This is a genomic window from Sphingobacterium litopenaei (assembly GCF_014692495.1).
GTDB classification, from domain to species: Bacteria; Bacteroidota; Bacteroidia; order Sphingobacteriales; family Sphingobacteriaceae; genus Sphingobacterium; species Sphingobacterium litopenaei.
On sequence record NZ_JACOIJ010000024.1, the window covers coordinates 41,317 to 54,773 of the forward strand.

Consider the following 13,457-nt stretch of genomic DNA (forward strand, 5'->3'; position numbering starts at 1 on the left):
GTTTTTTAGTAGGTTTTATCGTAAGATAGTACATTAATTTCTGTTTTTTATCTATTTTTTTAAGATAATAACCCCTTAATTTTACTTTACCAATCATAAACTTATACTACTTATGCAAAACGCCACATACAACAATAGGTATATCTTAGCTATATCTTTTATATCTGCGCTGGGGGGATATCTTTTCGGATTTGATTTTGCCGTAATTTCTGGTGCCTTACCTTTTCTGCGAATTGTATTTGAATTGGATGCCTGGTGGGAAGGTTTTCTAACGGGATCATTAGCGTTAGGTTGTATTGTAGGTTGTCTGATTGCTGGAAAATTATCCGATTCCTATGGGCGTAAATTTGGACTATTTGGTGCAGCCTTGATATTTGCGGTTTCCTCTTTCGGAATGGCTATCGCACCACAGCTTGAAACTTTTGTGGTAATGCGCTTTCTTTCGGGTATCGGTGTGGGTATGGCTTCGATGTTAAGTCCAATTTATATTGCTGAAATATCGCCTGCACAGGTCAGAGGGCGAAATGTTGCTATCAATCAATTAACGATCGTAATAGGGATTTTAATTACTAATCTCGTGAATTATAAACTCTCCATTCTCGGAGAAGATTCATGGCGTTGGATGTTTGGACTTGGTGTGGTTCCTTCTTTGTTGTTTTTGATTGGCATCGTTTGGTTACCCGAAAGTCCGCGTTGGTTGATTGCAAAAGGTAGATTAGAAGAGGCTAGAGCTGTATTGCTTCGATTTGGTAATTCTGCTGTGGTCGAAAAAACCGTGGATGAAGTGGTAAATTCTAATAAAGAAACTTCGCCTATATCATTCAAGGAAGTTTTGCACAAAAGTGTTCGTCCTGCGGTGGTGATAGGAGTTACTTTGGCGATCTTTCAGCAATTCTGTGGGATCAATGTTGTTTTCAATTATACCTCAACCATTTTTGAGAGTATAGGCGCTTCATTGGATCAACAACTCTTTGAAACGGTGTCCATAGGAATCGTAAACTTATTGTTTACGCTAGTAGCAATGTGGCAAGTTGATAAATTGGGTAGAAGGCCATTGATGCTAATTGGGGCGCTAGGATTGGCAATTACTTATGTAGTTCTAGCGTTTCTACTGCAAAATCAAATTAGTTCAGTTTTGGTTTCAATTTTTGTGCTTTTGTCTATCAGTGTGTACGCCACCTCTCTTGCGCCAGTAACATGGGTTCTAATTTCTGAAATATTTCCAAATCGGGTACGAGGTATGGCTACTTCGTTAGCTATGGTAGCACTTTGGTCAGCCTATTTTATATTGGTTTTTACCTTCCCAATACTAGCCGAAAAATTAGGTACATATGGGCCATTTTATCTGTACGCTGGAATTTGTGTGTTAGGTTTTGTGTTTGTATTGCGTAAAGTCAAAGAGACCAAAGGACAGACACTAGAGGAATTAGAAGGAAATTTTAGACATTAAGCTAGAGATTATATATTATGGAAAATACTGTAAATATTTGGATAGAAAATATTGTAATTCCGACATATGGTGTTGGAGCGCCTGACAAAAATCCAATGTTCTTTGAGAAAAGAGTGTATCAAGGAAGTTCGGGAGTCGTATATCCTAATCCTGTGATTGAAAAGATAGAAGATGTAAAAGAAGATAAAGAATACGTAGGGGTATTTTTAGAAAATAAGTATCTCAAAATTCTTGTACTACCTGAGTTGGGTGGGCGAGTGCAGATGGCGTATGACAAAATTCGGAGTAGGCATTTCATTTATTACAATCAAGTAATCAAACCAGCGTTGGTTGGTCTTGCGGGTCCATGGATTTCGGGAGGTATTGAATTCAATTGGCCACAACACCATAGACCTTCTACATTTCAGCCTATCGATTATGATATTGAAATCAATGAGGATGGAAGCAAGACCGTGTGGGTTAATGAAATTGAGCAGATGTTTGGAACAAAAGGCATGGCTGGTTTTACGCTTTATCCAGACAAGGCCTATTTAGAGATTAGGGCACAATTGTACAATCGCACGCCTATTCCACAAACATTTTTGTGGTGGGCAAATCCAGCAGTAAAAGTGAATGACGAATATCAATCTGTATTTCCGCCTGATGTCAATGCTGTATTTGACCATGGAAAGCGTGATGTTTCAGATTTTCCTATTGCGACTGGGGTGTATTACAAAGTAGATTATTCGCCAGGTACTGATATTTCGCGCTACAAAAATATTCCAGTGCCAACGTCCTATATGGCCATTAATTCGAAATATGATTTTATGGGTGGCTATGAGCACGATACTAAAGCCGGTGTGTTGCATGTGGCAAATCATCATGTTAGTCCAGGAAAGAAACAGTGGACTTGGGGAAATGGTGATTTTGGACTTGCGTGGGATAGAAATTTGACCGATGAGGATGGTCCATATATCGAACTAATGACAGGTATGTATACGGACAATCAGCCTGATTTTAGTTGGCTAAATCCGTATGAAGAGAAAACTTTTACGCAGTATTTTTTGCCTTATGCCGAATTGGGATTAGTAAAAAATGCTACAAAAGACCTTTTGTTGAACGTCGAATTAAATAGTCAGCAAGCTGAAATAAAAGTTTATGCGACTTTAGCATTTGAAAACCTTACTCTTCAGTTTTTTATTGATGAGAATCTGATTCATGAAGAAAATTTTAATGTCAATCCGGAGCAGGTATTTTCTGTCCAATTTGATTTAACCCAGAATCTAAATGCATCAAAATATTCTGTCAAAATCCGCGATACGCAAAAGGTTTTGTTGGAATATCAATATGATGTTAATGCTATCTCTAATGAATTACCTTCTCCAGCAAAGGCAGCATTGAAACCTTCAGAAGTTGAAAATAATGAACAGCTCTATCTTACAGGATTACATCTGGAACAATATCGTCATGCGACTTACAATCCAATAGAATATTACCAAGAGGCATTGGATCGCGATCCAAAGGATATACGTTGTAATAATGCTTTGGGTTTGTGGTATCTGCGAAGAGGGAAATTTGAAACCTCTATTCCTTATTTCGAAAAAGCCATAGAAACTTTAATTTCTCGTAATCCAAATCCGTATGACAGTGCACCTTATTACAATCTTGGTTTAGCTTGTAAAGCTGTAGGGAATTTACAAAAAGCGTATGACTCATTCTATAAAACGATTTGGACTAGTCAGTGGCAGGATGTAGGATACTTCTCTCTAGCGCAGATTGATATTAGTAACGAAAAATATGAAGAAGCATTGGGTCACATTTCCAAATCGCTGGATAGAAATGCTAATAACGGCAAGGCGTATGTGCTCAAATCCTTTGTGTTGCGAAAATTACATAGACAACAAGATGCCTTATTAGTAGTAGAGGAGGCACTTCGTAGAGATCGTTTTAATTTGGGGGCATTGTTCGAAAAGATGAATGTACTTGCTGTGCAAAATAAAACTCAGGAATCACAAAATTGTCGAAACAAAATTATCTCCTTGTCACGCAATAAAGGGAATAATATACTCGCTTATGCTAGAGATTATGCGGATGCTGGATTATATACGGAAGCTACGAACTTCATTGAATTGTTGGATTCGGAATGTAGTACGCCATTGACCGAATATTATCTTGCATATTATGCCGGAAAGTTGGGTGATAATGAATTAAGAAATTTTTATTTGAATAATGCTTTTAAACAAGATTCTTATTTGTGTTTTCCAAATGATGTAAACGATATTGCTGTTCTTGAAAATGCTATACAACATATTAATCAGGATCATTTAGCACCTTATTATTTGGGTAATCTTTGGTACGATAAAAGGCAATATGAGGATGCAATTTTTAATTGGGAAGAGTCTGTAAAGATTTGTTCTGCTTTTCCTACAGCTTATCGTAATCTCGGTATCGCTTACTTTAATAAAAGAGGAAATCAAGAAAAGGCGATTGAATTTTATGAGAAAGCTTTTGCTTTAGATAAGTATGATGCGCGTGTATTAATGGAATTGCATCAATTGTACAAGCGTGTGAATAGAAGCCCAAGCGAAAGATTGCAACTTTTGGAAAATGAATTCAATGTTGTAATGGAACGTGACGATCTGTATTTGGAATATCTTTCATTACATAATTTTTTAGGTGATTCTAAGAAAGCATATTCGCTCATTATGGCTCGAAAATTCCATCCTTGGGAAGGTGGAGAAGGAAAAGTCACGGCTGAATATGTCAATGCGTTGGTTGAAATGGCGAAATCAGCTATTAAAAATAATCAATACACAGTAGCTTTGGGCCTTTTAGGCAAAACACAAAACTTCCCGGAAAATCTTGGTGAAGGTAAATTATACGGGACGCATGATAATGATGTGTTTTATTGGATGGGAAAAGCATTCGAAGGCTTGAATGAAGAATCGCTTGCCAAAGAAAATTTCACAAGAGCAACATTAGGATTGCGTGAGCCTTCTGCAGCTGTTTTTTATAATGATCAGCAACCTGACAAAATATTTTATCAAGGACTTGCGCTACATGCTTTAGGAGAAAAGAGCGAAGCTCAAGTAGTTTTTTCTAATCTAATTAATTACGGAGAGCAACATATGCAGGACGTCGTTGAAATAGATTATTTTGCCGTATCGTTGCCGAATATGATGACTTTTGACGATGATTTGAATTTGAGAAACAAAATACATTGTTTGTATATTCTTGGATTAGGGCAATTGGGTTTAGGTCAGATTCAAGAAGCAAAAGCATCGTTTGGAGAAGTTCTAATGTTGGATCAGCAACACTTCGGAGCAAAGATTCACTTGGCTATGGCAAACGAATATGGATAACATAAGCCCTTCCAGATGGAAGGCTATGTGTTTTTAAGTTATGTTTGAAACGTATAATCATTTATATTGTCCAAAGGTCGGATTAATTATATTGATGATGCCGTCAACTTTATTTAAGTTTGTTATTATAAGTTGTCTATGTTTAAAGAGGGATTTTTATTCTTAGAAATTTTATAGTGCTTGTTTTTTAATGGTGTTAAAATATTGAATAACGATTGATTTTAAGATTACTCTGGGGCTAAATAAATGATAAAATCACATTATATGTTTTTGGATACGGAAGCTTCCGGAGAACCGGTAAGATGGGATGTGTCTTCACTAGACGGAAGTGACTGGCCCTATTTGGTGCAGATTTCTTGGGTAATCTATACTCTTGATGGAAATGAAATCAAGCGCGAAAAACTTTATATTGACGAAAAGGATTTTCAAAGCACGTCTTCGGCACTAAAAATTCACAAGATTACGGATCGATTTCGGCAGCAAAATGGATTTTCACGCCAAGAAGTGTTGAATCGGCTTCTTTTAGATTTTCAGATGTACGATCCTTTATTGATTTGCCACTTTTTGAAATTTGACCTTAATTTACTCAAAGTGGAGTTGCGCCGAGCCAAGATTGAGTATGATCTAAATCAAATTCCGGCATTCTGTACGATGTTAGCAACAAAATATCTTGCAGGGACACCACACGCGAGACCTCTTCATTTGTCTCAATTATATGCCGTACTTTTCTATAAATCGCTCCAAAATTATCACGACGCGCTTTGTGATACCTTAGCGACTGCAGAATGTTTTTTCGAACTATTCAAAAGTGGATATATAACCGAAAAGACAATTTTGGATCAGATTAAGGAACGAAAGATAGGTTATGATCATATAAAAGTAGTTTCAAAATAACCCTTTTACGATGAACCGAGTAGAATTTCTAAAAAATATTCCCCCATTCAATTTGCTGTCACTGGAAGTACTTGCTGACTTTGCGGATCTTTTTACTGAAACAAAATATAGCAAAGATACCTTGATTTATCAACAGGAAATCACCAAAATGAAAGGTGTTGATGTCATTGTTAAGGGACAATACGAGTCTTTTTTTTACGATAAGGAGCATAATAAACGATTGCCCAAATCACATGGAGAAGGCTTTTGCTATGGAGGTATATCCATACTTTTGAATAGAAAGAAATCGTTGCGTACTGTTATTGCTACTAAGGGCACGGTAGTGCTTTCATTAAAACGAAAGTATTTTGCTGGGCTTTGTCAGTCTAACGATGCCTTTTTTCAATATTTCACAGCTGAATATGGACGTCTAATGGCGGATGATGATTTTGCTCATTTTACTAAAGCTCCCCCTTCCTTTGAACAAAGCTATATTGCCGCCGAACAGTTATATTCGAGGCGGATAGAAAGCGTAGATGCCCAGGATATATTGTATTGTGATGAATATACACCTGCGTGGCAAGCGGCAACGCTTATGGCGGATCATAAAAGAAGTTGTCTCATCGTTCGTAATGAAGCTGGGCATGCGGTCGGGTTTATTACAGATATTACATTGCGCGACAAAATAGTGGCGCAACGTGGATTTGATAACACTGTTGCAGCGAAGGAAATAATGGACACTCCTGTAGTGACCATCGATAATCAGGCGTATGTATATGAAGCGATACTGATGATGTTTCGTTCGAAGACCCGCTATCTCTTGGTAGATAATAAAGGTACGCTCGAAGGAATTATTAGTAGAAACCGTCTACTTAGTGAGCAAGCACAATCTCCGTTGGTTTTTATTCAATCAGTTAAGCTGGCATTATCGGTGGATGAGCTAAAAGGTAAATGGGATAATGTGCCTCATATGATCAAGCAATTGGTTGGGAGAGGAGTCAATGCCGAGATCGTTAACCAAATTATTACATCCATAGCGGACACTATCTTGATCAAGATAATAGAAAATGTAATAGCTGAGATTGGCAAGCCTCCCGCTAAATTTGTCTTTATGGTGCTGGGGAGTGAAGGCCGAAAGGAACAGACTTTAAAAACGGATCAAGACAACGCCATTATTTATGAAGACAAGGCTAATGAGCACCGTGAGGAAGTGAGAGCCTATTTTCTTAAGTTCGCTGATATGGTGTCAGGGCATCTGGATTTTGTTGGATTCAGCTTCTGTAGTGGCGGGTTTATGGCCAAAAATCCAAAATGGACCCATTCTTTGTCACATTGGAAAAATAACTATGAGCTATGGCTACAAGAATCTGTTCCCGAAACAAGTATTAAATTTTCGACTTTCTTCGACTGTCGTTACATTTATGGTGATGCGACAATTATGGATGAGCTTCATGAATTTTTGGATGAAAAATTAAAACAACCTTTAGAAAAGTTGTTTTTCCAGATGGCAAAAAATGCATTGCAGTATCAACCTCCGCTTACCTCATTCCTCAAGAATATACGCACTATAAACGTAGGAGACCGGGAAGTTTTTGATATTAAAAAAGCAATGACACCGATCGTGGATTTGGTACGTGTATATGCATTAAAACATCGTATTTTCAAGGTGAATACAGGAGAAAGGATAAAAGCACTTCAAAAAAACGAGGTTTTTTCGGAATCCGCTGCACACGAACTCCTTCATTCCTATTATTATCTGATGGCATTGCGTTTGAAAAAGCAGGCTAATGACATTATTCAAGATAATTCAGAACCTAACAACTTTATTGATCCAACTAGTTTAACAAAAATCGAACAGGTAACACTTAAAGAGATTTTCAAGACTATAGAGGGTTTTCAATCACGTATACGTGTGGAGTTTACAAAAGAGCTTTTTTAATAGTTATTGATGATAATGCACTGTGCTAGTACGATAGGTTATTCTGAATAATTAACTAACTTTGTAGTTTCCCACGTCATTTCGACCGAATGTGAGAAATCTAATAGTTTTGGGAGGAATATTATATATATTATTTCAAATAATACCTCGAAGTGAAAGTCAAATACTAGATTTCTCCTATCGTCAAAATGACGTATTTCTAATTAGGATTTTACCTCAAAACGTAATCTCGTAGATTAATAAAACTTAAAAAAGCTTTCAGATTCTATCTGAAAGCTTTTTTAAGTTTTATTCCCAACGCCAAGCGAGGATTCTCATTTTCTTTTGGCCTTGCTCCATTTCGATGATTTCGATTTGAGCGGCTTTGTGGTATTCCAAAACAGCAATCAGAGGTTTTAAGTTTTCTTTGCTGGAAACCAAAGAAGTGGTCCACTTAATCTGTTTTTTGTATTTCTGGCTGTCGTAGATTAATTGGGTGATAAAAGCTTTTTCACCACCTGGACACCAAAGTTCATTTGGATGGCCAGCGAAATTTTGTACTGTAGGCGATTCTGTTCCTTTTTTCAGATTTTGAAATTTCTTGGTGCTCTTTGTCCAGTTATCTTCTCTTGATTTGAAAAATGGAGGATTACACATTATCGCATCAAATTTATCTTCGGGGAAAATAATGCCGTCTAAAATATTTTCTCTATTATCCTGAAAACGTAATTTGATTTTTTTCTTCAACCAAATATTCTTGTTGACATTCACTTCTGCTTGATGCACAGATGCGCGGTCAATTTCAGTTCCTACAAAATCCCAATTGTACTCTTGCGCACCAATAACAGGATAGATAATGCTTGAACCTGTTCCGATATCTAATATTTTAACTTCTTTTCCTGTCGGAATAGTTCCATTATTAGTCGTTGCTAATAAATCCGCTAAATGATGGATATAATCCGCTCTTCCTGGTACAGCAGGGCAAAGACTGTTTGGCGTCGGTTGCCAGTATTTTAATTTATAATCTGCGATTAATAATGCTTTATTCAGTTCCAAAACGGATTTTGGATTCGAAAAGTCGATAGTATCTTTTTGATTGTTTTGAATGATATGACTGCTTAATCCTTTGTATGCGGATTTTAATTTTTTTAAGTCGTAACCATTTAAGTGCTTATTTCTATTATGCATTCTTATTTATTTGCTCTTAAAGGTCAAAGGTACAGCTTTAGATTTACAAACAGTCGATTTCTATATTTAATCTAATAGTCGTAAGATTTATTTGAATATTGATTATTTTTAATTGAATAATAAATATTCTTTGTGCTAATGTCTTTCATTCTAAAAGTTATCAATTAATAAATTTTTATTTAATTACAAGTTGTCTTTGTTTTTTATGGAGGAAAAGAAAAATATCCAATCAATTTCGGATTTTATCACTGCAGTTAAGGGGTTTCAAAAATTAACATATCCCTATCAATATAGCCTGTGGTTTAGAGCAGAATCAACCAAATACGAGAAAACACATTTAATCCCAAGTATATTTAGAGAATATGTAATTCCGCCTGTTTCTTGCCATGATTTTGGTGTAAAAGAAGATAATCTAATTTCGACATTCAAGAATGAAGCATATCCTTTTTTGGTTAAACATCAATTAACTAATCATGTAAATGGAATTTATTTTCTAATGCAACATTATGGAATTGAAACTCGATTGTTAGATTGGACTGATAATGCGCTAATTTCACTATTTTTTGCGGTTGAGAATGAAAATTTAGAACATGATATTTTTATATGGGTGTTAGATGCTTATAAGTTGAATTTCTTTACACAAAAACTTTATGAAGGGTCTAATCATAAATATGGATTTTTATATAATTCATTTGATAAAGATATAATTGTTGAGTCTTATTTACATTAAAGGCAGACTTTTAAGATACCTAGTAAAAACGATCGCACAAAATATCCAATTGCATTAAAACCTTTTTATATTGATGAGAGACTAAAAAATCAAAACTCTTGTTTTACCCTTTTTGGTCATGATATGGATGGACTTAAAAATCACCCAAATAAAATTGATTTTCTTAATCAAATTGTAATTCCAAAAGAGGCTTTGAAAAGCATAAAAAGAGATTTATATAATATGGGATTTCTTATGATTCAATATGCCCAGGTTTAGAAGGTATTTCAAAAAAAATAATGTATGCGATAAATAATTCGATTATCTAACGCTAAACCTTTTCATTTTTCATATCCTTCATTATTTGGTTAAATAATTCGTAAATTTGCACCTCGCGGATTTTAGTCGATATGCAATGTATTTGTACGCATTGTAGCTAAAGTCAGCTTTACTAAATTCAAAATTTTAAATCATAATTGTAGATGATTAACATTACACTCCCTGACGGTTCAGTACGTCAGTTTGAAAAAGGGACAACAGCGATGCAAGTGGCGTTGTCTATTTCTGAAGGATTAGCTAGAAATGTTTTAGCTGCTGAGGTAAACGGTGAAGTATGGGATGCTTCACGTGCAATTGAACAAGATTCGACTGTTAAATTGTTAACCTGGAATGACGACAAAGGTAAATCTACCTTTTGGCACTCTTCTGCTCACTTATTAGCTGAAGCTTTGGAGGCACTTTATCCAGGTATCAAATTTGGTATTGGTCCAGCTATCGAAACCGGTTTCTACTACGATGTAGACTTTGGCGATAGAGAATTCTCATCGGATGACTTCAAACAAATTGAAGACAAGATGTTGGAATTGGCGAAGCAAAAAGAAGTGTTTGAGCGTAGAGCAGTTTCCAAAAAGGAAGCATTAGACTATTTCACAGAAAAAGGTGATGAGTACAAATTGGATTTGATCAAAGATCTAGAAGATGGCTCTATCACATTCTATTCACAAGGAAATTTCACGGATTTGTGCCGTGGTCCACATATTCCAAACACAGGATTCATCAAAGCTATCAAATTAACAAATGTAGCTGGTGCGTACTGGAGAGGAGATGAGTCACGCAAACAGTTGACTCGTATCTATGGGGTGACATTCCCTAAAGCTTCTGAATTGACAGATTACTTGAAATTCATTGAAGAGGCGAAGAAACGTGATCACCGTAAGTTGGGTAAAGAATTGGAATTATTTGCTTTCTCTGAAAAAGTAGGAGCAGGTTTGCCATTGTGGTTGCCAAAAGGAACGGCTTTACGTCAAAAGTTGCAAGACTTTTTGCAAAAAGCACAGTTGAAAGCAGGGTATGAGCCTGTTATCACACCGCATATCGGTAACAAAAATTTGTATATTACTTCGGGTCACTACGAGAAATATGGTGCAGATGCGTTTCAACCGATTCATACACCTGTAGAAGGTGAAGAATTCTTCTTGAAACCAATGAACTGTCCACACCACTGTGAGATTTACAAAACAAAACCTCGTTCGTACAAAGACTTGCCGGTTCGTTTTGCGGAATTTGGTACAGTATACCGTTATGAGCAATCCGGTGAGTTGCATGGATTGACACGTGTTCGTGGGTTTACACAAGATGATGCGCACTTATTCTGTCGTCCTGACCAAGTAAAAGACGAGTTCAAAAAAGTAATTGATTTAGTATTATACGTTTTCGGTGCCTTAGGTTTCGAAGATTTTACAGCACAAGTGTCGCTAAGAGATCCAGAGAACCGTTCTAAGTATATTGGTTCGGATGAAAACTGGGCTTTAGCTGAATCAGCGATCATTGAAGCTGCTGCAGAAAAAGGTTTGAACACAGTGGTAGAATACGGTGAAGCGGCATTCTACGGTCCTAAATTGGACTTCATGGTGAAAGATGCGTTGGGACGTAAATGGCAGTTGGGTACAATCCAAGTAGATTACAATTTGCCTGAGCGTTTCGAATTAGAATACACTGGTTCGGATAATCAAAAACACCGTCCTGTGATGATTCACCGTGCACCATTCGGATCATTAGAAAGATTTGTTGCGGTATTGATCGAGCACTGTGGTGGTCAGTTTCCATTATGGCTTGCGCCTGAGCAATTTATCGTCTTGCCTGTGTCAGAAAAATACGAAGAATATGCTCAAAATCTTTTAGATTCGCTAAATAATTCCGATATTCGCGGTCTGATCGATCTTAGAGACGAGAAGGTAGGACGCAAAATCCGTGACGCCGAAGTTAAGAAATTGCCTTATATGTTGATTGTAGGGGAAAAAGAGATGGAAAGTGGCACAATTTCTGTTCGTAAACACGGGTCAGTGGATTTAGGTTCTATGACAGCAGAAGAATTTAGAGATTTATTAATAAAAGAAATAACCGTTTAAAAATTTAAACATTTGGCATTAAAACGACCTAGTGGTCCAAGACCACCAATGAGAAAGAAAGAACCAGAGCATCGTATAAATGAATTTATACGTGTGCCTGAAGTACGTTTAGTGGGTGATAATGTTGAGCCAGGAGTGTATCCTACGCGTAAAGCATTGGAATTGGCTGATGAGTTGGAGTTAGATTTAGTAGAGATTTCGCCAAATGCTGTACCGCCTGTTTGTAAAATTGTGGATTATAGTAAATTCATTTACGAACAAAAGAAAAAACAAAAGGAAATCAAAGCGAACGCGAAGCAAACGATTATTAAGGAGATCCGTTTCGGACCTAATACAAGTGAGCACGATTTTGATTTCAAATTAAAGCATGCTATGCGCTTCCTAGAGGCAGGTGAGAAAGTACGTGCTTACGTTCACTTCAAAGGTCGTGCTATCGTATTCAAAGAGCAAGGTGAAATCTTGTTGTTACGTTTTGCACAGGCATTGGAAGATTATGGTAAAGTGGAATTGTTACCAAAATTGGAAGGTAAACGTATGTTCTTGACTTTGGCTCCTAAAGGAACGAAAAAGTAAAAAAAGATATTCTAACAGATTGATATAAAATAATAAGTATTATGCCAAAAGTTAAAACCAATTCCAGCGCAAAGAAACGTTTCAAATTGACTGGAACAGGTAAAATCAAAAGAAAAAGTGCTTTCAAAAGCCACATTTTGACTAAGAAAACTACGAAACAAAAACGTAACTTGACTCACACAGCATTAGTTTCTGATGGTGATACAGGTAACGTAAAACGCATGTTAGCGATTGGTAAATAATCGTTTTCAGCACAATTAACAATATTTTATAACCGGGTATCGGGTCGTAAGCTAGTTGAGATACACAGCGCCTCATACCAAATTTAATTTTTAAAAATATGCCACGTTCGGTTAACGCAGTTGCTTCGAGAAGAAGAAGAAAAAGAATCATGAAATTAGCTAAAGGCTATTTCGGTTCACGTAGCAAAGTATATACTATTGCTAAAAATACAGTAGAAAAAGGTTTACAATACGCTTACCGCGACCGTAAAACCAAAAAACGCGAGTTTAGAGCTTTATGGATTCAACGTATCAACGCGGGTGCTCGTCAACACGGAATTTCATATTCTCAATTGATCGGTAAATTAAACGCTAAAAACATTGGCTTAAACCGTAAGGTATTAGCTGACTTAGCTTTAAACAACCCAGCTGCTTTCAAAGCAGTTATTGATGCAGTAAAATAATTTAGTTTTTAAACCGCTATCAATTTGTTAGATATAAAAGGGAACTCGTGAGAGTTCCCTTTCTTTTTATGTGCGCCCGGCATGGGCGTGAACTCTAGGGTGTAAGTCCCGAACGTGCCTTGATAGTGGGAAACGTTAACTTAAGGCAAGGTTGTCCTTCGCGAGGGGGAATCTGAAGGAAGCCTGCGGTAAATCTCTGGCCTGACGCACAGAAATCGAATGAGGCCGTTGGATGTGGGTGAGTCTGCATAACAAGACAAAGCCCTAAACTATCCGAAACATTCCGCGGTAGATTCGACAGGTATATGGAGA

10 protein-coding genes are annotated in these 13,457 nt (G+C 36.7%); 9 read left to right on the forward strand and 1 reads right to left on the reverse strand.

All coding sequences use genetic code 11. The features are described from left to right. The first annotated feature begins 112 nt into the window (after positions 1-112). From H8B04_RS12165 to H8B04_RS12180, 4 genes are all read left to right on the forward strand, one after another. Complete coding sequence (locus H8B04_RS12165) at positions 113-1,450, forward strand: sugar porter family MFS transporter (protein WP_190302526.1); 1,338 nt, start codon at positions 113-115, stop codon at positions 1,448-1,450. A 17-nt stretch (positions 1,451-1,467) separates the two neighbouring features. Then, positions 1,468-4,791, forward strand: a complete 3,324-nt coding sequence (locus H8B04_RS12170) for a DUF5107 domain-containing protein (protein ID WP_190302527.1) — start codon at positions 1,468-1,470, stop codon at positions 4,789-4,791. Positions 4,792-5,037: 246 nt separating this feature from the next. After that, positions 5,038-5,685, forward strand: a complete 648-nt coding sequence (locus H8B04_RS12175; protein ID WP_190302528.1) for a 3'-5' exonuclease — start codon at positions 5,038-5,040, stop codon at positions 5,683-5,685. Between the two features lie 10 nt (positions 5,686-5,695). Beyond that, positions 5,696-7,603: a DUF294 nucleotidyltransferase-like domain-containing protein gene (locus H8B04_RS12180; RefSeq protein ID WP_190302529.1), complete on the forward strand. Its 1,908-nt coding sequence runs from the start codon at positions 5,696-5,698 to the stop codon at positions 7,601-7,603. Positions 7,604-7,891: 288 nt separating this feature from the next. On the opposite strand, the gene rlmF is transcribed toward H8B04_RS12180, so the two are convergent. Beyond that, entirely contained in the window at positions 7,892-8,770 is an 879-nt protein-coding gene (gene rlmF, locus H8B04_RS12185; RefSeq protein WP_190302530.1) for a 23S rRNA (adenine(1618)-N(6))-methyltransferase RlmF, read from the reverse strand. 205 nt (positions 8,771-8,975) lie between these two features. On the opposite strand from rlmF, the gene H8B04_RS12190 reads away from it, so the two are divergent. The 5 genes from H8B04_RS12190 to rplT all read left to right on the forward strand — a co-directional run bounded on the left by H8B04_RS12190 (position 8,976) and on the right by rplT (position 13,145). After that, positions 8,976-9,500 carry an FRG domain-containing protein gene (locus H8B04_RS12190; RefSeq protein ID WP_190302531.1) on the forward strand — a complete coding sequence of 175 codons (525 nt, stop codon included), beginning with the start codon at positions 8,976-8,978 and terminating at the stop codon, positions 9,498-9,500. A 461-nt stretch (positions 9,501-9,961) separates the two neighbouring features. Continuing rightward, positions 9,962-11,887, forward strand: a complete 1,926-nt coding sequence (gene thrS / locus H8B04_RS12195) for a threonine--tRNA ligase (RefSeq protein ID WP_190302532.1) — start codon at positions 9,962-9,964, stop codon at positions 11,885-11,887. Positions 11,888-11,935: 48 nt separating this feature from the next. Further along, entirely contained in the window at positions 11,936-12,460 is a 525-nt protein-coding gene (gene infC / locus H8B04_RS12200; protein ID WP_394343352.1) for a translation initiation factor IF-3, read from the forward strand. A gap of 41 nt (positions 12,461-12,501) precedes the next feature. Then, positions 12,502-12,702 (forward strand): 50S ribosomal protein L35, encoded by a 201-nt coding sequence (rpmI, locus tag H8B04_RS12205; RefSeq protein WP_165292161.1) that lies wholly within the window; start codon positions 12,502-12,504, stop codon positions 12,700-12,702. Positions 12,703-12,800: 98 nt separating this feature from the next. Further along, the gene (rplT, locus tag H8B04_RS12210; RefSeq protein WP_165292162.1) at positions 12,801-13,145 is read left to right on the forward strand and encodes a 50S ribosomal protein L20; all 345 of its coding nucleotides are present in this window, start codon (positions 12,801-12,803) and stop codon (positions 13,143-13,145) included. Positions 13,146-13,457 lie beyond the last annotated feature (312 nt).

Bases quoted from the DNA above. Each gene is read 5' to 3' on its own strand.
- rlmF (WP_190302530.1), bottom strand. From the start codon at position 8,770: ATGCATAATAGAAATAAGCACTTAAATGGTTACGACTTAAAAAAATTA.
- H8B04_RS12170 (WP_190302527.1), top strand. From the start codon at position 1,468: ATGGAAAATACTGTAAATATTTGGATAGAAAATATTGTAATTCCGACA.
- H8B04_RS12175 (WP_190302528.1), top strand. From the start codon at position 5,038: ATGATAAAATCACATTATATGTTTTTGGATACGGAAGCTTCCGGAGAA.
- H8B04_RS12165 (WP_190302526.1), top strand. From the start codon at position 113: ATGCAAAACGCCACATACAACAATAGGTATATCTTAGCTATATCTTTT.
- thrS (WP_190302532.1), top strand. From the start codon at position 9,962: ATGATTAACATTACACTCCCTGACGGTTCAGTACGTCAGTTTGAAAAA.
- infC (WP_394343352.1), top strand. From the start codon at position 11,936: ATGAGAAAGAAAGAACCAGAGCATCGTATAAATGAATTTATACGTGTG.
- H8B04_RS12190 (WP_190302531.1), top strand. From the start codon at position 8,976: ATGGAGGAAAAGAAAAATATCCAATCAATTTCGGATTTTATCACTGCA.
- rplT (WP_165292162.1), top strand. From the start codon at position 12,801: ATGCCACGTTCGGTTAACGCAGTTGCTTCGAGAAGAAGAAGAAAAAGA.
- H8B04_RS12180 (WP_190302529.1), top strand. From the start codon at position 5,696: ATGAACCGAGTAGAATTTCTAAAAAATATTCCCCCATTCAATTTGCTG.
- rpmI (WP_165292161.1), top strand. From the start codon at position 12,502: ATGCCAAAAGTTAAAACCAATTCCAGCGCAAAGAAACGTTTCAAATTG.